Source organism: Nostoc sp. (genome assembly GCF_036916975.1).
Taxonomy (GTDB): domain Bacteria; phylum Cyanobacteriota; class Cyanobacteriia; order Cyanobacteriales; family Nostocaceae; genus Nostoc.
In genome coordinates this window covers 1-21,238 of record NZ_JBALFF010000041.1, presented here as the reverse complement: position 1 = coordinate 21,238, position 21,238 = coordinate 1, and the positions used below count along the sequence as shown (strand labels likewise).

Annotated in this window: 18 protein-coding genes; 5 read left to right on the top strand and 13 right to left on the bottom strand. The window is 41.5% G+C overall.

From position 1 onward, the window contains the following. Positions 1–37: 37 nt before the first annotated feature. Together V7K73_RS09370 and V7K73_RS09365 are read right to left on the bottom strand one after the other, a co-directional pair. Positions 38–718 (bottom strand): S-layer homology domain-containing protein, encoded by a 681-nt coding sequence (locus V7K73_RS09370; RefSeq protein ID WP_334879246.1) that lies wholly within the window; start codon positions 716–718, stop codon positions 38–40. Positions 719–872: 154 nt separating this feature from the next. Beyond that, positions 873–1,352 (bottom strand): hypothetical protein, encoded by a 480-nt coding sequence (locus V7K73_RS09365; RefSeq protein ID WP_334879238.1) that lies wholly within the window; start codon positions 1,350–1,352, stop codon positions 873–875. Positions 1,353–1,544: 192 nt separating this feature from the next. Here V7K73_RS09365 and rpiA point away from each other — a divergent pair, with 192 nt between their 5' ends. Further along, a complete protein-coding gene (rpiA, locus tag V7K73_RS09360) occupies positions 1,545–2,255 on the top strand; it encodes a ribose-5-phosphate isomerase RpiA (RefSeq protein WP_118167310.1) in 711 nt (236 codons plus the stop codon). Between the two features lie 207 nt (positions 2,256–2,462). On the opposite strand, the gene V7K73_RS09355 is transcribed toward rpiA, so the two are convergent. The 9 genes from V7K73_RS09355 to V7K73_RS09315 all read right to left on the bottom strand — a co-directional run bounded on the left by V7K73_RS09355 (position 2,463) and on the right by V7K73_RS09315 (position 17,705). Continuing rightward, complete coding sequence (locus tag V7K73_RS09355) at positions 2,463–6,746, bottom strand: DUF4347 domain-containing protein (protein ID WP_334879235.1); 4,284 nt, start codon at positions 6,744–6,746, stop codon at positions 2,463–2,465. A 468-nt stretch (positions 6,747–7,214) separates the two neighbouring features. After that, positions 7,215–8,081 (bottom strand): class I SAM-dependent methyltransferase, encoded by an 867-nt coding sequence (locus V7K73_RS09350; protein ID WP_334879233.1) that lies wholly within the window; start codon positions 8,079–8,081, stop codon positions 7,215–7,217. 35 nt (positions 8,082–8,116) lie between these two features. Further along, positions 8,117–9,319, bottom strand: a complete 1,203-nt coding sequence (locus tag V7K73_RS09345; protein ID WP_334879231.1) for an FtsW/RodA/SpoVE family cell cycle protein — start codon at positions 9,317–9,319, stop codon at positions 8,117–8,119. A 375-nt stretch (positions 9,320–9,694) separates the two neighbouring features. Then, positions 9,695–11,203: a sensor histidine kinase gene (locus V7K73_RS09340; protein WP_334879229.1), complete on the bottom strand. Its 1,509-nt coding sequence runs from the start codon at positions 11,201–11,203 to the stop codon at positions 9,695–9,697. 10 nt (positions 11,204–11,213) lie between these two features. Beyond that, entirely contained in the window at positions 11,214–11,765 is a 552-nt protein-coding gene (locus tag V7K73_RS09335; protein WP_334879227.1) for a heme NO-binding domain-containing protein, read from the bottom strand. An 838-nt stretch (positions 11,766–12,603) separates the two neighbouring features. Continuing rightward, positions 12,604–12,810, bottom strand: coding sequence for a phycobilisome linker polypeptide (locus V7K73_RS09330; protein ID WP_179064020.1), 207 nt, complete (start codon positions 12,808–12,810; stop codon positions 12,604–12,606). Positions 12,811–13,032: 222 nt separating this feature from the next. Then, on the bottom strand, positions 13,033–13,521 hold the full coding sequence (apcB, locus tag V7K73_RS09325) for an allophycocyanin subunit beta (RefSeq protein WP_094349822.1): 489 nt from the start codon (positions 13,519–13,521) through the stop codon (positions 13,033–13,035). A 65-nt stretch (positions 13,522–13,586) separates the two neighbouring features. Then, positions 13,587–14,072: an allophycocyanin subunit alpha gene (gene apcA / locus V7K73_RS09320; protein ID WP_334879225.1), complete on the bottom strand. Its 486-nt coding sequence runs from the start codon at positions 14,070–14,072 to the stop codon at positions 13,587–13,589. Between the two features lie 360 nt (positions 14,073–14,432). Continuing rightward, on the bottom strand, positions 14,433–17,705 hold the full coding sequence (locus tag V7K73_RS09315; RefSeq protein WP_334879224.1) for a phycobilisome rod-core linker polypeptide: 3,273 nt from the start codon (positions 17,703–17,705) through the stop codon (positions 14,433–14,435). A gap of 539 nt (positions 17,706–18,244) precedes the next feature. Between V7K73_RS09315 and V7K73_RS09310 the strand changes: the two genes are divergently transcribed. From V7K73_RS09310 to V7K73_RS09295, 4 genes are all read left to right on the top strand, one after another. Beyond that, the gene (locus V7K73_RS09310) at positions 18,245–18,775 is read left to right on the top strand and encodes a hypothetical protein (protein WP_334879222.1); all 531 of its coding nucleotides are present in this window, start codon (positions 18,245–18,247) and stop codon (positions 18,773–18,775) included. Between the two features lie 332 nt (positions 18,776–19,107). Further along, positions 19,108–19,449, top strand: coding sequence for a type II toxin-antitoxin system HicB family antitoxin (locus V7K73_RS09305; RefSeq protein ID WP_334879220.1), 342 nt, complete (start codon positions 19,108–19,110; stop codon positions 19,447–19,449). A gap of 5 nt (positions 19,450–19,454) precedes the next feature. Further along, the gene (locus tag V7K73_RS09300; protein WP_334879218.1) at positions 19,455–19,883 is read left to right on the top strand and encodes a type II toxin-antitoxin system VapC family toxin; all 429 of its coding nucleotides are present in this window, start codon (positions 19,455–19,457) and stop codon (positions 19,881–19,883) included. 65 nt (positions 19,884–19,948) lie between these two features. Next, positions 19,949–20,299, top strand: a complete 351-nt coding sequence (locus tag V7K73_RS09295; RefSeq protein WP_334879217.1) for a hypothetical protein — start codon at positions 19,949–19,951, stop codon at positions 20,297–20,299. A gap of 10 nt (positions 20,300–20,309) precedes the next feature. Here the strand turns inward: V7K73_RS09295 and V7K73_RS09290 are convergent, their stop codons facing one another. After that, positions 20,310–20,738 (bottom strand): Imm30 family immunity protein, encoded by a 429-nt coding sequence (locus V7K73_RS09290; RefSeq protein ID WP_334879215.1) that lies wholly within the window; start codon positions 20,736–20,738, stop codon positions 20,310–20,312. Beyond that, a complete protein-coding gene (locus V7K73_RS09285) occupies positions 20,735–21,205 on the bottom strand; it encodes a hypothetical protein (protein ID WP_334879213.1) in 471 nt (156 codons plus the stop codon). Before V7K73_RS09285 ends, V7K73_RS09290 begins: the two co-directional genes overlap by 4 nt. Positions 21,206–21,238: the final 33 nt, after the last annotated feature.

Sequence of the window (21,238 nt, the reverse complement as noted above, 5' to 3'; positions counted from 1 at the left end):
ACGAATTATTTAAGCACCTTGCCTGGATAAAGTCTAGCTAAGGTGTTTGTGGGCTATTTGGAATAATCGGAACTTCTGGTGTTTCGGGTTGTTGCTGTTGTCGTTGTAAATATTTACTCAATACATAAGCCATATCTCCACGGGTTACAGGTTTTAATGGGGAAATATTGCCTTGAGCATCTGTATTGAGAAATCCTTCAGTAGCTACTGTAGCGATCGCTTTTCTAGCCCAAGTTGGGATAGAATTTTCATCTGGATATGAAGCGAGAATATCATTCACAGCCTCATCGGGAAACTGAAATACACCATAAGCCTGGGCGAAAATAGCCAGAGCTTCAGCCCTTGTCACCTTTTGGTTAGGGAAGAATTCATTGCCGCGATAGCCTTTCATGATGTCAGTTTTTAAGACTGTCTGTATATCATTAAATGCCCAATAAGAACTAGGAACATCTGGAATAGCTAAATTTTCTTTGCTAACAGCAAGTCTATTATTTAGCCCAAATGCTTTTACCATAATTGACGCTAATTCAGCCCTACTGAGTAACTTTTCTGAATAAAACTTGCCATCAGAAAAGTTTGTCATCCATTTTACAGCAGTTACCTGTTGAATGGCATCAGATGTGACTCCAGAAGTATTTTCTGGCACTGGGGCTTGAGCAATTGCTGGTAAGTTTTGTAGTAGTGCCACTAAAGATAGAGTAATTGAAAGCTGACGCATCATGATAACCACTTTTAGCTGCTAACGTGAATTTAAAAAACTACGTTACTGAGGTTAAGGTAAAATTTGGTGTTTTTAATAACCTGTAACTCAGTTAGTGACGAATTTAGGCTGGGCAATGTTGCTCTAGCTACATAAGGTATGGCTATAAATTTTAAAAATTAGGACTTTGTTCAGAATCCCAGCACTTCCCATGATTCCAGATTCTACCAGTGTGTTCACATTCTGATTTATCCTCAATCCAAGGAATTGAAGTAGGGTAATAGGAGCTAGATGTGGGAGTAAGTGAAGACAATACAGAAGAAAATATAGTGTAGGTACAAATCGATAGAATGATTAGAAATCCTATGAAAAACAAAATATTGCCAGGAGTCCAAAAAGGATATAAACTTCTTTCAGAGCGTAAACGCATTTTAGAACGACGTTCTGAACCTGCTAGCAACACCAGATAAAAGCTTAATCCGGGAATTGGTACTGAAAGTCTTATGTCTAAAAAATGACGTTTTCTGGCACGAGAGTCCAAACCCCTTTTTATCGCTTCTAATTGCTCCACCGTAAAGGTATTTGCTACTTTCGGGTCAATGTTAGCGAAAAGTTGCTCAAAACTAGGATCGGTGTACTGGGATTTACTCATAACTTTTGTATAGTACAATACCTCATTTTTACATTAGTCATCTACTTTGTTCCGGAAACTAGGATGTTTTATTTTTTGGAAGTTCCTAATCAAGGAAGTAGAAATTAGCAAAAACTTGTTTTTTACCTTTCATCTTTTGAGGTTATCTGCCCACTACTATGGACTATAGTCAGTTTTTCAGGAGTTTTGGCAATGACCGCAGCAGCAGATCCCGTAAAGTTGATGAAGCAAGAAGTTGGCAAAGCCGCCGCCGCCTTAGTAAAGTCGGGTTCTATTGTGGGGTTGGGTACGGGGTCAACAACAGCATATACGATTCAGTTTTTGGGCGATCGCCTCAAGTCTGGTGAACTTCAAGATATTATTGGTATACCTACATCGTTTCAGTCAGAAGTACTGGCGAAGCAATACGGTGTACCTCTTGCCACCTTGGATGCTATTGACCACATCGATATTGCCATTGATGGCGCAGATGAAGTCGATCCGCAAAAGAATTTGATTAAAGGCGGTGGTGCAGCACATACCCGCGAAAAAGTTGTAGACTACCTGGCAGAACAGTTTATCGTCGTAGTAGATAGTGGTAAATTAGTAGAACGCTTGGGTTCTACTTTCGCTGTGCCTGTGGAAGTGATTCCAATGGCAATTACTCCTGTGACTAATGCCATCAAAAAACTCGGTGGTAAACCAGAACTCCGCATGGGTGTAAAAAAAGCTGGCCCAGTGATTACCGATCAAGGCAATTTTGTTTTAGATGTCAGATTTGACTCTATTGAAGATCCAGTCAGCCTAGAAAAGACATTGAATAACATTCCCGGCGTTCTGGAAAATGGTATTTTCGTTAACTGTGTCGATTTAGTTTTGATTGGTGAAGTCAAAGATGGTCAGCCATTAGTGCGCCAACTCTAAGAGTTATAGATTTTGGATTTTAGATTTCACAGACATCTAAAATCCAAAATTAAGCAATGACATCTGCACAAATTAATTATGCGTTATCCAGAACCTTTATAGAAACGTAGCAGTGCTACGTCTCTACGTTGTTTTTTACTAAATGTCTAATATTTCTTAAATGATCCCTTGACTTTGAAGACAGTGGCTACAGACTATAATTGAGCGCTAGACGATGACGTTAGTACCGACTACCAGATTTGTCGCCGTGAAATTATTCAAAGTTGCAAAGGTAGAAAAACTGTCACTCAAGTAGGCAAACTGAACTTGTGTAGAAGTACCCGATTGCACAAACTTTAGATAACCATCTGAGATGGGATTGCTGCCACTGTAGCCTCTACTCTTAAACAAGTCAGTAAGGATTAATTTATCATCGTTTTTATTAAAGTCGGTGATTGTATCACTATTGCTAAGGGTTTGGTAGATGAACTGGTCATTACCGCTACCGCCAGTCAGCGTATCACTAAAATCACCGCCAATGAGGATGTCATTACCAGCACCTCCGATGAGGATATTATTACCTGTACCACCAACCAGGGTATCATTACCAGCACCACCAAGCAGGGTATCATTACCAGCACCACCGCGCAGCAGGTCGTTACCACTCAAGCCGTCGATGCGGTCATTACCCCCCTGACCATTAATAACATCTGCTGAGTTGTCAAACCCATTAACATTGTTGTTCAGGTCATTGAGAAAGGTGACTGTGTTCTTGTTGAAGATAGTGTTTTGGGTGGAGTTGGCATCGAAGACATCAAAGCTTTCACTAATGCTGGTTTGGCCATTAAACAGGATATTGCCTACTCCCGATACGTTCTCTAGGTTTTCCAGGGGAAAGTTTTGTAGAATAACTTTGTCATTAGCCACCCCATCAAAGGTGATTTCCAGATTGTTACCATTCTGGTTGAGTAACATATTTTGGGCTGTCAATCCAGCACCTTGAAATTTGAGGGTATCCACTTCGCTAATAACTGCTGCTGATGGATTTGAGCCTTTACCTAACCCACCGAAATCGGTAATAGTATCAACACCGTCACCTAAGTTGTAAACAAATTTATTTTTGCCGCCGCCACCAGTTAGGATGTCGTTACCTTGATTACCTGTGATGGTATCGTTCCCAGCTTGAGCGTTAATTACGTCACTGTAGTTCTTGCCTACTAAATTATCAGCGCCATTGGTTCCATTCAGCCCGTTAAACTCTAATGCACCAATATCAACTGTACCCTTAGATATTCTGTTAAAATTACCACCTCGTTGGTCGGTGGTGATACCTGCTGGAATCAGAGCATTATTGCCAGCATTAATGGCGGGACTATCCCCAAGTAAGGCATTAGTAAAGGTTGCACCACCATTATTTTGCAGGGCGCTGAGTTTGGGGTCAATGGGTTTGATTCTGGTGCCGACGAGGGTGCTGGTAGTAAAGCCAGTGCTAGCAGTGCGATCGCCAATTAGGTTATTACCAGCATCGGTGAAGTTGCCGGAAACGTCGCGGGAATTACCAGAATCGCGGGGATCATCAGAATTGACTATGTAGAAATTGCCTGCAATGATCGTATCGCCAACTATAACATTGCCGCCCTTACTGACAACACCCCCACCGTTGCCACTAACACCGTTATAGCCAAAGCCCTCTGCTGTGTTATTGGTAATAGTGTCATTGGTAAGAATGAGACTGCCACTGTTCAAGATGCCGCCACCGGTGTAATATACACTATTATTAGAGACAGTGCTGTTAATCAGGCTAAAAGTACCTGAGTTAGAGATGCCACCGCCGTCTGCCGCACTATCATCAGATACAGTGCTGCTAGTGATATTGAGGCTACCTAAATTATAAATGCCGCCGCCGTAAGATGGGTAAGGGTCAGGACCTCCCCGATCAAGACCGCTAGCGAACGCACTATTATTAGAGACAGTGCTGTTATTTATACTGAGTTTGCCTGTGTTGAATATACCGCCACCATAGGCTGTGTTGAAACTGACGTTTGCATTATTGCTTGAGACAGTGCTGTTAATTAGGCTAAGGTTGCCTTTGTTAAAGATGCCGCCGCCTAAGGAAGACCCGTTATTGCCAGAGACAGTGCTTCCCGTCAGGCTGAGAGTGCCTCTGTTAAATATGCCGCCTACTTCGCCTCTATTGCCAGAGACAGTGCTTCGCGTCAGGCTGAGGCTGGTATTGCTATTGAGCAAAATACTGCCCAAGGGATCATTAGCATTAGTAATCTTCAAGCCATCAATCTTGGCATCTGTCCCAGAACCCGATATTTCAAAGACGCCTGATGAATTATTCCCACTCACAATCAGGTTAGATGCCCCAGTCCCCAAAATGGTAATATCATCGGTAATGGTTAATTTGCCAGAGGTGAGGGTGATGATATCTGGGGTGGCATCGGTGAACACGCCCGCAAAGGTAATCGTATCTGCCCCAGAGGTCGCATTGGCATTGAGGATAGCCTGCCGCAATGACCCGGATCCAGAATCGTTGGTATTAGTCACCACAAATGTGTCAGTATTAACAGGTGGCAAAGTGATGGGGGATTGGACTTCGTAAGCACCAATATCAACAACACCGTTGAATATGCGGCTAAATGGAGTGCCGCGTTGGTCAGTGATCACACCTGTAGTAACTAGGGAATTCTTGCCAGCATCAATAGCAGGGCTATTTGCAAGTAACGCCTGGGTTAAGGTTGCACCACCGTTATTTTGCAGCAGTCCGAGTTTGGGGTCAATGGGGCTAGCACTTGTGCCGACGAGGGTGCTGGTAGTAAAGGCAGTGCTACCAGTATTATTGCCAATCAGGTTATTGCCGGAGTCAATCAGCGCACCACTCACATCGGGGTGTATATCACCGGAGGTGGACTTGTCGAAGTTGCCTGCAATGATAGTGTTACTAACCTTGCTCTCATCAGAGGTACTAAAAACACCTCCGCCATTGCCAGTACCATTACTATCTGAGTCGGCTGTGTTGTTATTAATTGTACTGCTGATTAGGGTGAGGCTGTTGCCACCCACGTAGGCGCTGCCATTGTATATGCCACCGCCATCCTCTAACGCTGTATTGCCAGAGATGGTGGTGTTAGTTAGAGTAGCTGAACTGCTAAAATAACTACCATCATCTCCGTTAAAAATGCCACCGCCGGAGGTTGCAGTATTGCCAGAGACAGTGCTATTGGTCAGCGTGAGACTACCGCCTTGATTATAGATGCCACCACCGGAGTTTGCCGTATTGCCAGAGACACTGCTGTTAAGTAGGTTGAGAATACCAGTTTCACCAGAGGAAGCGTCATTAAAAATGCCACCTCCGGCAGTATTGCCATTGAAAATCTTGTTTGCCCCGGTATTACCAGAGACACTGCTTCCCGTTAGGCTGAGAGTGCCACCGTTATAGATACCGCCTTGCGTATTGCCAAAGACGCTAGTGTTAGTAAGGCTGAGGATGCCGCTGTTAGAGATACCACTTCCTGTTGTATTACCAGACACACTGCTGTTAGCTAGGCTGAGGATGGAAGTTCTATTAACCTTAATACTACCGCCAGCGATCGCCAGTCCATTAATACTGACATCTGTCCCTAGACCCGATATCTCGAATACTGTTGAGGCATTCTTTCCACTCACACTCAGCTGAGATGTCCCAGTCCCCAAGATGGTAAGATCATCGGTAATCGTCAGTTGCCCAGAGGTGAGGGTGATCGTATCTGGAGTGGTATCTGTGAATATTCCCCCAAAGGCGATCGTATCATCCCCAGCAGTAGCATTGGCTAAGTCAATTGCCTCTCGGAGTGTTGTGATGCCGTTGTTCGGTTTGCCATCATCTGTGTCCCCAGTATTATTCACCGTGAACGTCGCCAGTACCCCTGCGTATGCCTTGCGCGTCGTTTCTGCAAATGCTAAACTCGCTTCCATATCACTGGTACGGACTTCTAACTCCCAGTTACCACCTAATGCTGCATTGCCAATTCGCCGACGGGAAGCGGCAATATTTGCTTTGGTGAGTTGGTGCAGTTTTTCTACAAATTCTGTCCCTGCATCACCCAAAGCCACATTGCAACCATAGATGAGTAAGTTGCAAAGGTTATCGTTTTTGGCAGAGGTTGAGAATATCTTTTGCCATAGTTGCAGTTGCTTTTTGTATTTGTCAAGGGTATCCAGTCCTAAATGGGTGTTGCCCAATTGTAAGTAACCTGGGGCACCGTGGCACACAATATGAATATTAATCAAATTCGGGCGATGTCTAGCGACAAGCCGCTGCGCGTCTACGCAACTCGCTAGAATTTCTGTAATTTGTTCAACACCGTCCTGGGTCGAGTCAAGCACGAACACTTGGGCATTATCAAGCACGCCATTGACTAAATCGCTATAGTCTTCAACCGCCATGTCGATGAAGACTAAACTATGGGTATTGGAGGTGGAAGTTGCAGGATTTTCTTGGAAGTGTGAGGTATTTAATGTTGCCATTTCTTTACTTCGAGCTAAGGTAATGAGGGAAACTCAAACCGACTCCAGCTACGTAATTACACGATTTTCACACAACTACCGATAGCTAAAAATACTATATATTTACTAATTATTTCCCTTTCGTTGTTATCATCTAGCAAGTTGACGTTTTTGTAAAGCAATAAAGTAGTTTTACAGGATTTTCCAACTCACATCTAGTATGGGAATCAAAAATCAGGCTATATGCTGGCTTAACGGGAAAAGTTCAATTTTTCGCCCATCAGTTTGGGCTTTTAATCTGAGTTATTAATTATACTGGATATTAAATTGTCTATAAAGGTCACAAAACAAAAATTACGTAAAGCCTGCGGCAACGCTTGGCTTTACGTGGAGCGTGCCGGAGGCTCTATTACGAACTTGTACTGAGCGACTTGTGCCAAGTGTTGCCGAGGTAAGTCGAAGGATTACGAATTAGGAATTACAAATTATTTAAGACTCCCTTACCTCTGAGGTAACTTTTTGAGTGATGTGAAAAGCAGAGATATATGAAAGTTGCAGACTGCCTCCAAAATCATCTTCTATGCGATGTCTTAATCCTAAAAATAAAGACTCTTTATTTTCTGGATCTAATTTTATGTATGGCGAGTAAGTATTCAAAAGTGTTAAATATTCATCAACAGTGTAGGTTACTTCTGATATAAATTGTCCAGATATCAAATTTTTGAATTGACCAGAATCAATGGCCATATTTCCTAATTGTCTCAAGATATATTCTTGTGTTTCTTGGTCTTCATATCGGTCAAGAGATGGAGTATGTAATTGATAGATTTGTGATAAAATTTGATACACTTCATAGCTGGGTTGAAGTTCCTTGTTCCACAATAAAATCAGGTAGCCATTCTCTTTTAGGGCATTTGCTGCTTTTGGATATCCAACTTCTGGTGATATCCAATGAAAAGAACTCGCTGCTAAAACGGCATCAAATTCAAATGGCTTGAGTTCCCACTCTTCAAAAGATGTGTTTTCAATTTCTACATTAGAATACGGTTGACAATTTTGTTGAGCTAGCTGGAAAAAATCTGGATTGGGTTCTAAGCAGATTATAGAGCAACCTAATTGAGGGATGTTTACGGCGGGCTTTGCCAACGCTACCGTTGCAGTTCCAGGTCCACATCCCACTTCCAGAATTTTTGAGTCAGTGGAGAGTTGAGCAACTTCCACAACTCGATCAATCAAATGCTGAGGATAGCGGGGCCTTGCCTTATTGTAAGCTTCTGCTGCCGGAGAATACCAATTTTTGCGCTGTTCGAGGTTTCTGCTAGAGTAGCTGATTATTGTTTGTTTTAGGTCTTGCATAATCGATTTCATTTCTGCAAAAAGCTTTTGTTGGCTCAATTCTTATTTTTCTCAAAACCCCGGCGTCTGCGCCCATTTTCTAATAAGGGTTTTCGCAACGGTACTACCTCAGCTTCGCTACCCTCGCGTGCTACCCGAATCAGCAACCCAGCAGCTATTAAACTAGCAATCATGGAATTACCACCATAACTAAACATGGGCAAAGGTAAGCCAGTAGTTGGTAGAGAACCTGTAGCAACACCAATATGAAGCAATGATTGTCCGACCAGCAAAATCGTCACGCCGATCGCTACCAATCGATGTACTATATTTTTAGCCTTCAGCGCCACAATTAATCCAAAAGTGGCGAATGTAGCTAAAAGTGTCAACAATACCATACTGCCGACAAAGCCAAACTCTTCGGCAAAGACCGCAAAAATAAAATCAGTATCCTGAATGGGTAAATAAAACAGCTTTTGTTGAGAAAGCCCATATCCAGAACCCCAAGTTTTACCAGAACCCACAGCTAGTAGACTTTGCACTAACTGGTAGCCATCTCCTGTAGCATCCGCCCACGGATTGAGGAATGACATTACCCGCTTACGCTGATATTCTTTAATACTAATACTGAGTACTGCCAACATGACTCCACCAATTGCTGTTCCTCCCAGGTACTTGTAAGGTAAGCCAGCTGCTAAAGCAATTAGCCAAATAGTCATGCCGCAAAGTGCTGTTGTACTCAAGTTAGGCTGGGCAAGAATTCCTAAAAGTACCAGACCAAAAATACCCAACCAAGCCAAGCGAACCCGCCAACTGATTCGTTCCCACTGACCAAAAAGCCGCGCACTTTGCAGCACTAAAAAGGGTTTAATTAATTCTGATGGTTGAATCGGAATAGGCCCGATCGCAATCCAACGCGCTGCATCAAAAGCCTTTTTTCCCAATCCTGGGATCAGTGTAATAAAAATTAACGTCAAAAACACTAATAAAAACCAATGGGATACTCCCAAAATTTTTTGCAATGGCGAATTAACAATAATATTGAATCCGACTAAGGAAACTAAGACCCAAAGCAGTTGACGTTTAAAGTAGTACAACCCATCTTGATGACGGGCATCAGCGACAGGATAAGATGCTGAAAATAGCATGACCAAGCCGACGAACAGCCAAATCAACGTTAACCAGCGCAACAGCCGCGCTTCTAATGCCCAGTTGGAGACTGAACTATCAAAAATTGGAATCAGGCGGCGTAGATTCACGAGCAGTACAGGTAAAAAGTTAGGAATTAGGAGTTAGAAATAAAACTCATAAATCATAACTTATAACTTATAAGTAGGCTTTACAACCATAAATTTTAGAATTGTCAACTTCAATACACCGCTAGTTCAATATTTTTGACAAATTGCGTTGGCAAAGCCGACACAACTCTTCGAGACGCTTTTGCTAGCTTACTTCCACGTTGGCGGAGGGAAGGGGTAGGACAAAGCTACTTTGACTGCGTTCAGTACAAGTCAGTGACCACCGTAGGCATCGCTGCATGTAAAGTTTAAATCACTATTTTATACATCAAGGATAGTAGTTTAAAGAATAATTCAGAATTCAGAGATAACTCTAAATTTAAGACTTCCTTAGATTCAGAAGTCAAAACAAGAAAGTGGTGAGTCCCTCTCCCCCACTGCAAGTATTGCGGAATTATCAGAATTCGTAAAACTCAACGATTTAACGTGATTAACTGCTTGTTTATCCATAGATAAGGGAATTTCAATCCAGAACTCAGTTCCTTGTCCAAGCTCTGATACACATCTCAGTGTTCCCCCATGTTTTTCAACTACAATCTGATAGCTAATTGATAAACCCAATCCTGTACCCTTACCTACAGGCTTAGTTGTGAAAAATGGATCAAACAGTCGTTCTTTAACTGCTTCTGTCATTCCTGAACCATTATCAGCAATTCGGATCACACAGTTCGTTTCGATGACTTCTGTAGTAATTGTAATTGTATTAGGATTAGCATGAATTTCTGCGATCGCGCGTTTATTATTATAGTCATCGAGGGCATCGATTGCATTACTGATAATATTCATGAATACTTGATTGAGTTGACCAGGGTAGCAATCTACTAAAGGTAAATTTCCATAATTTTTCACTAATTTCATCCCAGGATAATCACTACTATTCTTGAAGCGATTCTGTAAAATTAGCAAAGTACTATCCAGTCCCTGGTGAATATCAACACTTTTTTTATCCGCTTCATCAAGACGAGAAAAATTCCGCAGAGACAAGACAATTCCAGTGATTCGTTCGGCCCCTAATTGCATCGAATTTAGGATTTTTGGCAAATCATCTAGTAAAAAATCTAACTCAATTTCCTTAATGTATTCTTGAATTTTTGGTACAGGATTGGCATAAAATTGCTGGTAAAGATGCACAAGGTTCAGCAAACACTGCGTATAATCCTTTGCATATTTCAAATTTCCGTAAATAAAGTTAACAGGATTATTAATTTCGTGAGCAACTCCTGCAACTAACTGTCCCAGACTGGACATTTTCTCAGCCTGGACTAATTGGGCTTGAGTTTGCTGTAACTCCCGGAGCGATTTTTCCAATTTTTTAGACTGAGCTTCAGCTTCCGCTAAATTCTCCTTCATTAGTAGCGCACTCTGTAGTTGTGCCTTTTGCTGTTTCAGTTCACTTGTTAACTTTTTGGCATCAACCAAAGCAGTATTCTGAGCTTGCAGTAGAAACAGAAAATCAACAATTTGGTCGTGAATTGCAAAGTCTTTGAGTTTGATACCCAGAGAAGTCAGGCTAGTTGTATCTGTAATCCAGGGAGAACCTAAAAAAAATATTACCTCCTGCTCTGGTTGATACATCATCTGGCCCTTGAGATGCATTCCATTGTGGATAAACTCTAATATAAACAGAGCGCGGGACTGTTTAGTAATAGCATCAAAATCGACCAAAATTTTTGGACGATTTATCTGGAAATACTGCTCAATCAATTTACCAACTAGCGGTTCAGGACAAATGCGCCTTAAAACATCACCAGCTTGTACAATTTCCCGATTACGGTTAAAAGCAAAGTGGAAGGGAAAAGCTTTCGCCAGCAACTCTGGCGAAAGTGTAAGGTGAGGAGGAGCCATGCTACTGTATTCAATTTGATTTATAAATCACTAAAAATTCATCATGTTCAGCACCCTCATCTCGACTCTGGGTTTGGGTAATCTCAACTTCTGTATCAAACTTGGTTCCCAATCCCTTAACTAGTCCAATAATCATTGGCGTTAACCCTTCTCTATCAGAGCGATAATGTAAGCTCAGAGAATTTTCCTCTATATCACTACACTCAAATGATGGGGGTTGGAGTTTAGGAAAGCTAACTCCCACACGAGCATGAAGATTATCAAGGTTTTCTAAAAAATCAGGTAGTGTATCTCCACTCATATCCATCATTTCGCCATAGCCTTCTTGGGCTGTGTACTCAACCCAAAATTCTCCAAAAGCTTGCATAATCTGTGAGGGAGCTAAACTCAGAACGACACTAGCAGCTTTTACCAGCTTGTGGGTGATGTCATCAGGATAGCCTTCCATACTGAGGAAAACATCTACATCCACCTCTGCTTTGTGCTTAATTTTTTTCCAAGTCTCTTCGCCAAAGCGACTGCACACCATATCTTGAATCGCCTTGTTTACTAATCCGTACATGGAAGCCTCTTCTCTAATTTTGCTTTGTGAATTTGCCCAAAACTCGATAACTAATTTATTAAAAGGGTTATTTAAATGACAAAATTTTATCTAGTCAAATCTTGAAATGTTTTATTACAGCTTTAAAAACCGAAAAAATGGGGAAAATAATTCACATTTAATACTACAAGTACCCGTGATTACAACCGTATTTTCACTTATTCCTTTTATCCAGCTAGTTTTGAGGGTTTCATGGATGGGGAACTGATATTGTTAAGTATTTATTTATATTTAAGTTAGTTTGTCTTGCTCAATTTAGTTTGATAAGACAGAAATACTGGATATAGATGTTTTAACAGCCAGATTCGTTGTCAATTTAAAATAACTTGGAAGAATTTATGTTATACCATGTCTGCTTGATTACTTAATTAAACCTCAAGAACCCCACCCCACTCTTCGGGAGGGGCTGGGGGTGGGGTGCTATGACTGTGGGAATCATAATTAATTATCCAGACTTGATATTAGAAGAACTCTTAGGAGAATCACCAATACGCGATCGCATTTTCTGAGCTTGGCGATCGACTCTTTGATGAGCTTGCTGATAAAATTGCTATAAGGCGACACTACCGACTACTATTTGAACACACATTAAAGCCTGAGCTATTCCAGCAAATCCGAATTCCTGCTGCGGGTTATATTTCAGCATGTCTGAATAGTCCCATCATTCTTTCGGATTTATACTCGAGGTTATCGCCTTTTAAATATGTTTAACTTCTTATTTTCAAAAATACTAGCTACAAAAAAGAGGTCTTTGCCGACCTCTTACCAATTCTCTAAAATAATGTTTTATCTACAGCAATTACGACAACCCAGTATTAGCACCTTGCTTACCAGTTGCCAGTTCTACCTTAATGATTGTGCCGCCTGCTTTTTGAATGCGTTGCTGTTCGCGGAACCAATTCTCATAAGGAACTAGCTTAGTGAAGTAAGTATTTTGGAGTTCGCGTTGGGTACGAATTCTGGTTTGACTGGGAACTAGAGCAGTAATTTTAAAAAAACGGGCCATGTTTTGAAAATCTCCTGTAAATTTTGTGAAAACTTTTTTATCTCAAAATCTTGAGTGCAAATCTTTTTATCATTCAAAGGCTGGAAATCAAACATCAATACTAGACCACCAACACTCATCAGTGATAATTTACCAAGATAAGCAATATAACGTTCTAGCACTCACGGCTGATTTCCAGACCTTAATAAAGTCGCACCTAAATTCTTAAGCGCAAACTAGTTCTTAGCTTAAGCCAGAAGAGATATAGTCTAAGTAAACACCCATTTCTTTACCAGCATCAGAACCAACCAAGCTAGCGGTTACTTCTTTGATTGCTTGGATAGCTTGCACGGTAGCACCAACAGGAACTCCTAAAGAGTTGTAGGTTTCCTTCAAGCCATTTAATACACGCTCATCCAAAATGGAAGGATCGCCAGCTAACATAGCGTAGGTGGCATAGCGGAGGTAGTAGTCCAAATCACGGATGCAAGCAGCATAGCGGCGGGTGGTGTACATGTTACCACCGGGACGAGTGATGTCAGAGTATAGCAAAGATTTTGCTACAGCTTCTTTAACGATCGCAGCAGCGTTAGCGCTGATGGTGCTAGCAGCCCGGACTCGCAGTTCGCCAGTGGCGAAGTAACCTTTTAGCTTTTGTAAAGCAGAAGCGTCTAGGTATTTACCTTGAACGTCTGCGGAGTTAATTACAGCAGTAATTGCGTCTTGAGCCATGTTGTTAATTCCTTATTTCCAACCGTATTGCAATACTTGTGTTTCGGCAGAGAAACAGCATCACCCTATAGCAGGGCACCAACTAAGTAGTCGAAGTAAGTACCAGCTTCAGCAGCATCATCACCAGACAGCAATGTAGTAGCTACATTCTTCAGCCCACGGATACCTTCAGCAACACCATCGATAGGAGTTCCCAAGGACTTGTACAGTTCACGGGCACCGATGACACCAATTTCTTCGATGGGGGTAACATCACCAGCAACGATACCGTAGGTAACGAGGCGGAGGTAATAATCTAGGTCACGCAGACAAGTAGCAGTCAATTCTTGACCGTAAGCGTTACCACCAGGAGACACAACATCAGGACGCTTTTGGAACAGTTGATCGCCAGCTTGCTTAACAAGCCGTTCACGATTTTCTGACAAAACTTGAGCAATCCGCACACGGCGCTCGCCACTTGCAACAAAGGACTTGATCCGATCTAATTCACCAGGGCTGAGGTAGCGGGCTTCTGCATCAGCATTCACGATAGCTTTCGTGACAATACTCATTAATGGATTCCTCCAAATACGAATGAAACCAGGATTTGATTAGAACTGGTGTGACTTTAATTTGGTTCACTGAGTTCGTTCTCTCGTTCTTTTAGATACAACAGTTTAATAACTGTTACGGCTAAGAAATTACGAGTTTTCTTAAGTCAACACAAGTAAACAAGCTTTTAAACTCAGTTACCTTCCGCAAAACATTTTCCGGCATTCTGTTGAGCATTTATTGCTGCTCTTAACACTTTGTAATATTCTTTTTCAGAATTTCGGATTTTAGCTCTAATCTGAGAGCAATATTACGAAAGGTTACGAAGGGGGTAGGGGGCAGTAAATAATCTACTCCCTACTCCCTACTCCCTATTCCTACTACCTACTCCCTATTGGAAAGCGGTTGTAAGGCACAACATCTTCACCGAAGTAGCGGCTATATTCTTGGCTCTCGACTATTGCTTCTACAGCAGCAGACAAACCACTATCAGCTAGCAGATTGTGATACTGGCGAATTTCTTCCTGATCTGCGGGTGTACGCCCCAACAGGTGACGGAAGAGGAACTCAATCACCTTGGCATGAGGATAAGGTGATAAGAAGCGCTGGCGATAGATTTCGGAACTAGCTAGTTGACGCACAAACTCTCGCACGGAAATTTCAGCGTTCTGGAGTTTGCCCTCTAGGTCACTACGGCGGAAATTATCAGGCACTTCATCGCTAAATACATCCAACACTTGACGGTAAATAGCGTTGATTGCCTGTTGTCTTTCGGCTTGGTTTGTGGTTTCAGCTAGACGGTAAATACGTGCATGTTTACGCACAGCCACTTCCACTGATTGTCCGTTCCCATCGTTGTAGGAACGACCCAGTTCAGCAAATGAGGGCTTACCATTTGTTTGCGCTGCTATATCTGCGATCGCCTGTGTCAAAAGCGGCGTATCGCTAGTTCCGACGCGGGCTTGCACTGGTTTAAAGCTTGGCACAACTACGTCATCGTTTTGCTTGGTAAGCTGGTTGTAGAGCTTTTCTGTATTCGGGAAGTTTGCCGCAGGTAGGGTTGGGAAGCGACGGTAAGGCACCGTATCTTCACCAAACACTTCGTTATATTCGACACTATTTACCAAAGCAGCAATAAAGGCACGAATACCTTGAGTAGCCAAAATCTGGTTATACTTACGGATTTCTGCTTGGTCTAGTGGCGCACGTCCCAAGAAGTGTTTCGTTCCCAACTCAATCACTTTGGTGTTGGGGTAAGGTGTGTAGAACTCTTTCAGGTAGAGGTTAGAGTAACCCAAACCTTCAACAAACTCCTTCACACTAATTTCGCCGTTACCCAGCTTGCTTTCCCACGCCGTAAATTCATTTTTGGCGATATATGGTGCAATATCCCGCTCAAAAATCTGACGATACGCAGCGCTTATCAAAGTTTTTACAGCAACTTTGTCACTGGTATTCGCCACCAACTTGAAGATTTTGGTTTGTTCGCGTTGCTTGCTGACACCTTGGTTAATGCGGAACTGAATATCTGGCTCTGACCGATTTTCTGTGACTGTACCCAGTGTCACAAAGCTCGGCGTTACTTCCTTCTGAACTTTCGCTGCAACATCTTCACGAATACTACCAACGCGCAATTGTCGCCCTGATACACCACCAGGAGTCAGATACCGTTCGTAAGGAATTGTATCTTCACCAAATGCTTCGCTGTATTCTACGCTGTTAATGATGGCATCAACTACCGCGTAAAAGCCCTGTTTAGCAGCGATATCAAAGTACTTGTTGATTTCTTGACGACCATAAGTCGGACGACCCAACAAGCGGCGGTGAATATATTCGATCGCTTTACAAACATAGAGCGATGACCAGTACAGATTGCGGAATACATCCGACTTAGCCAAAGCACGGATAAACTCCCGTACAGAGATGTCGCCGTTTTCCAGCTTGATTTCCAATACCTTCGGGCGCTGACCTTCGTAAAGATCGCGACCAAAAACTTGCAGGTAAGCAGCTTTAATCAGTGCTTGTGTCGAGCTTTCAGAGAATCTGACGCTAGAACCTTTGTCAGCTTTTCTACCAATAGTACCAGGCAGTTGGTCTAACTTGAACACCTTAGGCCCAAGGGTACCAGGAGCTTCACCCCGCGCGTTAGGATTGCTATTTTGGTTATTAATCCCTGCCCCTTGGTGAATCAGGATGCGCTTGGTATCCTTGCCAAAAGGAGCCGGACTGGTGCTGGGGTTGCGAGTTTCTTTCGGGAAAATCGCCCCAAATTGAATTTCTAAGGGATCATTACCAGAACCATAGGGATGTTGGTCTGGTAGTGGTTGTTCGTAAGCAGCAAATGTGGTGATAAACTGAGGTATCTTGCGGAAAGGCGCACTGTAGTTAAACAGGTCTTGCTGCGGGCCCCAGTTGCGACATTCTTGTGCTTCTTGACCAAGACCCCGGAGGTAGGGTACTGTTTCTTCGCCAAAATAGTCGCTGTATTCAGCAGAATCTACTAAGGCATCCACTAAGGCTGCTAGACCACCGGTAGAAATAATGGAAAAGTATTTTTGTACTTCTTCGCGGCTACTTGGCCCTCGTCCCAGAATGTGACGGAAAGCTAGTTCGATGACTCGGCTGTTAATAAAAGGCTGGTAAAACTGTTTTTGGTAAAGGGGAGATTTAGCTAGACGACGGACAAACTCCTTCACGGAGATGTCGCCATTTTTCACCTTGGATTCTAGGTCAGATATGGACAAGCTATAAGCACGGGTAATATCGCGCTCAAAAATTTGTCGATATGTAGCCTTGATTACCTCATTTTTTTCGCTACTTGACAACCCAGTTTTCATTACAAACTTGGGACGCCGTTCTGCCGCATTAAAGTAAATTTGTGGCAGTTCCAAACCTTGCTGGTCGCTAGAAGGGCGTTGGCGAACTTTATTTGAAGGTGTGGCTGCTTTGAATTCTGTTAGCAAAACATCCATGTACTGAGACACAATTTCTGTAGCCTCAGCATCTTTGCGGAAAAAGGAAAGTGACCCGGCTTTGATTTCTTGCAAAGCTACTAGCGTTGCTTCACCAGAGCAGGCATTTTCAATTATTTCCCGCAAACCCCGTGTGTTCACCGCTATGATGTTGGGGTCGCCAGCAACGATCGCATAAGTAGCGTAGCGCAAGAACCAGGATAAATCCCGCAAGCTCTTGGCCATGTTGCTCGGCCCATAGCGAGCAATGTTAATTGGTCTAAAACCCGGAGGTGTCGGGCCACTGGGGGATGAGTTAAATATTGAGCGTAAATTTTCTAGGAACCCACCACGACTTTCAACGTAGGTTACAGTTCCCAGTTGCATCCCTTGCTGAACATTAGCACCAGCACTAACAGGTACTATTTCTATTTCTCTGGGCTTTTCTAAAAAAGCCATTGGCGAACCACCGACAAAAATCCGGTTGGCAGCGCGAGATACGATAATCTCGGCATTATCCGTCAGCGTCTGAGAAATTTCTAGACGCTTTGCACCAGACGCAAAATAGCTTGCCAGTTCATCTAATTCACCACTTCCCAAAAAGCGGTCTTGCTGCTCGGCTTGGGTAATTGTCGCTACAGCTAGGGTTTGATATAGTTGCGGACGCGCAACTGAGCTTCCACCACTTGCCTTAACACTCATCGGATTTGTAAAACTCCCATCATAATCATTTATGTGTTAAGTCTGGGTTGCTTTGAGGCTTGACACATCGGTGTGTCTGTGCTTTATAAGCTTGAGAGTAATGCCTGCAAAACTGCCAGTAAATTAACCCGGTTAGCTTTTAGATTAGAACGTTTTGCGTTCTCAAAGCTGGTTTATTAAGAACTGTGTAGAACCTGTAGCTTAGATACATCCAGTCTTAAGAGTACATACTCTTCTTTGGCTGAGACAAAATCTAAGTTTTGTAACTAAATAATAGGGTAAGCACGGTCTACTGATGCTGAAAACCCTTATTTTGATGTTTGTGGGACTGTCCACTCTCCAATTATTACAATTTATACAAAATTTTAATTGAAAGCAACTTGCCTACAGTAATGTCGGTGGACAGTAGTCATTAATCGATGTTAAGTTATTTTTGCTACTGCACAATGAAGATTAATAAATAAGATAACCTGGCAAATAGTTCTTAACTTGTGATGGTTTAAGCATTTGCTCTCAGGATTCTTTAACCGGAAAATACGATGTACAAAAGTTATAAATTTAACTATTTATTTAATGCTACCCTATCTGCGATCGCAATTATTTTAACCGTCACTCCGGCAAATGCGCTTCCAGACCAAAATATCAGCACCGTTGTTAAGTGGGCAAAGACCAGACCTCAACTACCAACTCTGAGATACAACAGCGAAGCCCACGGCTACGACGGTACAAAGGGAAATTTATACTTTTATGCTGATGTCACTTCTCAAAATGGGACAGTGACCAAAGAAAGCATAACCGTTAGTGGTGACTCAAGCATCAAATTCACCACAAAAAATGCCAATGCAGTAAAACTGTTACAAAATATTTATAATTTTAATATTGCTAATGATTTCCAGAAGTCCCAATATATCACCAAAGTTGGGCGTGACCAATTTTATCGCGGGCAAAAGTTTGCTTACATCACTGCTGAGGTGCAGGGTGGGTCATCATTTCAGATAATTCCCTTGAATAAGTTACAAAAATTTATAGATAATGCCAAATTTTGCCAAACTAATCAGTGCGACGTTTAAATAATTCGTAATTCGTAATTCGTAGTTCGTAATTTTTTAATTTAATTTTTCTTCTCTACGAGACAGGGCTATTTCATTCTAAAATGTGACGTTTTCAAAGTCCCTCTCCCAGACTTGGGAGAGGGATTTAGGGTGAGGGCAAAAACTACGGTTCTCAACTTAAATCGCGTTTAAATTCTTATTTTTCTGAAAAAGATTCCTAAAAACTGCCGTAAAAATAGAATGAAATAGCCCTGTCTACGAGACGCTACGCTAACACGTACAAACTCTCAAGTTAGTAGTAAGTAGGTCAGCAGTTATAATCAATATAAAACTTCCAGGTTAAAAATATTATGAATTTAACTGTAAAAACTTATCCTAACAATACTGCACCCAAGTTAACTTATGATGTGCTGATTGAAAATCAACCAGATGGCGGAGTTAGTGCGACAGTGCTAGGCTTACCAGATTTTAAAGGCTCTGGTGTCACTAAAGAAGAAGCGCTAGAGAAACTAATTCAACTTTTACAAGAGCGAAAACCAGAAATAGTGACTTTGGAAATTGAACCTCCCCAAACCGAACATCCTTGGATGAAATTTGCAGGAATGCACAAAGATAATCCTCTTTTTACTGAGGCTCTGGAATACATAGAAGCTGACCGAAGTCAAATTGACTTGGAGAATGAGACAAAGTAAGTATTATGTGGATATTAGATACAGATCATCTATCGTTATTTCAAAATAGTCATTCACTAGTCACACAACGCATAAGACAGCAGAATCCTGAAAATTTAGCTATAACAGTGATTACATTTGAGGAGAAAGTTAAAGGATGGCTGAATGTTATCAACAAATATAGTAACCAAGCGTCTAAGTATGACAAATTAATATGGGGATACAAGGGATTATGGGATGAAATAGAATATTTCAAAAATATAAAATTACTTGAATTTGATACAAAAGCTTGTAATGTTTATGCTGAGTTAGTTAAGCAGAAAATCCGCATTGGTACTCAGGACTTACGCATTGCGGCAATTACGCTGTCGGTGAATGGTATTTTAGTAACCCGCAACCGGAAGGATTTTGAAAAAGTTCCTAATTTGCGTTTAGAAGATTGGACTATATCTTAATTTGTCTTAAGGCTAAATTGACCTAGATGTTATAATCAATATAAAAATTGAAATATTCAAATATTATGAATTTAGCTGTAAAAACTTATCTTAACAATACTGCACCTAAGTTAAATTATGATGTGATGATTGAAAATCAACCAGATGGTACAGTTAAAGCAACATTACTAGGTTTACCAGACTGTCAAGGTTTAGGAAATACAGAAACGGAAGCGATAGAAAAACTTAGTCAAAATTTGCAACATCGTTTAGAGTCTGCCAAGATAGTCACTTTAGCAATTGAAGTAACCCAAGTAGTAGAAAACCCTTGGTTAAAAATAGCTGGTAAATATAAAGATGATCCGCAATTTGATGAGATGCTGGAATATATAGAAGAATACCGACGCGAATTAGATGAAAGAAGGGATTTAAGGTAAATTTATTGAGTTATACTGAACAACGTTTTTTTAGTTTATTTACAATACTTTCTTCCAAAAGATGATAGATAAAATGAGGTGTGTTCAAATTAGCTGAGTGTAAAAGTTTTTGATAAACTTGGCAAGCTGAATCATCATTTAAAATCCTGTCATGAATGATTCTTGTCCATTCAGGTGCATTGATCATTAATTGGGGTACAACTTTAATAAAAGCCGCAATTTGTTCTTCTATATCAAAAGATTCGAGAAAATGAATTAAGCTGAACATCACTTCTGGCTGTTGACATTGATCATCTAAAACAAGATGATATGCAGATAAATTTTGCTCATCAGAATTATCAGCTATTTCAGCTAAAGCATTTTCAAAGTCGGTAACTTGCTGTTGAGTTTGCATCAAGCGATTTTCTCTTAAAATTGCCAATAGATTGTTTTGATTCATCGGTTTAAACCTACTTTATCAAAAATACCTTGCCAAGTTAGTCTATTCAGGTTAATTAAACCTTGCAGACTTTTCCTGATTTCTCTATTGTACAAACCTTGACGAAGATAAATAGAACGCACATCCGAAACTTCTTGAACCAATGTTTCTCTTGCTGATAAGGTTAAATTAGGAGATTTACCGTAAGAAATTGTTTGCCGATGACGGCCTCCTTTTCCTGGTGATAAATGTTCCATCATAATGGCAATTCCTTTATCTGTACTATAACCAGGAACTTTAGCTTTCATAAAAGCATTCGCAGGTATATGATGAGGTGTAAGGTTATCGCCTCTACGTCCTAGTTTGAGTAAGTCTCCATAAGTACCTATACTGCCCTCTCTGGGAATAAGTTGACGTTGATTATTAACAGGACTTACGCAACTGTCACAAGCAATGGCGCGGTTACACCGCGCCGTGCGCCTAAACAACTACGCGATAAACATAGGAACAGCCGGACGTTT

What these genes read in the sequence shown, in the direction of transcription:
- V7K73_RS09370 (WP_334879246.1), bottom strand. Translation starts at nt 718, where the DNA reads ATGCGTCAGCTTTCAATTACTCTATCTTTAGTGGCACTACTACAAAAC.
- V7K73_RS09365 (WP_334879238.1), bottom strand. Translation starts at nt 1,352, where the DNA reads ATGAGTAAATCCCAGTACACCGATCCTAGTTTTGAGCAACTTTTCGCT.
- rpiA (WP_118167310.1), top strand. Translation starts at nt 1,545, where the DNA reads ATGACCGCAGCAGCAGATCCCGTAAAGTTGATGAAGCAAGAAGTTGGC.
- V7K73_RS09355 (WP_334879235.1), bottom strand. Translation starts at nt 6,746, where the DNA reads ATGGCAACATTAAATACCTCACACTTCCAAGAAAATCCTGCAACTTCC.
- V7K73_RS09350 (WP_334879233.1), bottom strand. Translation starts at nt 8,081, where the DNA reads ATGCAAGACCTAAAACAAACAATAATCAGCTACTCTAGCAGAAACCTC.
- V7K73_RS09340 (WP_334879229.1), bottom strand. Translation starts at nt 11,203, where the DNA reads ATGGCTCCTCCTCACCTTACACTTTCGCCAGAGTTGCTGGCGAAAGCT.
- V7K73_RS09335 (WP_334879227.1), bottom strand. Translation starts at nt 11,765, where the DNA reads ATGTACGGATTAGTAAACAAGGCGATTCAAGATATGGTGTGCAGTCGC.
- V7K73_RS09330 (WP_179064020.1), bottom strand. Translation starts at nt 12,810, where the DNA reads ATGGCCCGTTTTTTTAAAATTACTGCTCTAGTTCCCAGTCAAACCAGA.
- apcB (WP_094349822.1), bottom strand. Translation starts at nt 13,521, where the DNA reads ATGGCTCAAGACGCAATTACTGCTGTAATTAACTCCGCAGACGTTCAA.
- apcA (WP_334879225.1), bottom strand. Translation starts at nt 14,072, where the DNA reads ATGAGTATTGTCACGAAAGCTATCGTGAATGCTGATGCAGAAGCCCGC.
- V7K73_RS09315 (WP_334879224.1), bottom strand. Translation starts at nt 17,705, where the DNA reads ATGAGTGTTAAGGCAAGTGGTGGAAGCTCAGTTGCGCGTCCGCAACTA.
- V7K73_RS09310 (WP_334879222.1), top strand. Translation starts at nt 18,245, where the DNA reads ATGTACAAAAGTTATAAATTTAACTATTTATTTAATGCTACCCTATCT.
- V7K73_RS09305 (WP_334879220.1), top strand. Translation starts at nt 19,108, where the DNA reads ATGAATTTAACTGTAAAAACTTATCCTAACAATACTGCACCCAAGTTA.
- V7K73_RS09300 (WP_334879218.1), top strand. Translation starts at nt 19,455, where the DNA reads ATGTGGATATTAGATACAGATCATCTATCGTTATTTCAAAATAGTCAT.
- V7K73_RS09295 (WP_334879217.1), top strand. Translation starts at nt 19,949, where the DNA reads ATGAATTTAGCTGTAAAAACTTATCTTAACAATACTGCACCTAAGTTA.
- V7K73_RS09290 (WP_334879215.1), bottom strand. Translation starts at nt 20,738, where the DNA reads ATGAATCAAAACAATCTATTGGCAATTTTAAGAGAAAATCGCTTGATG.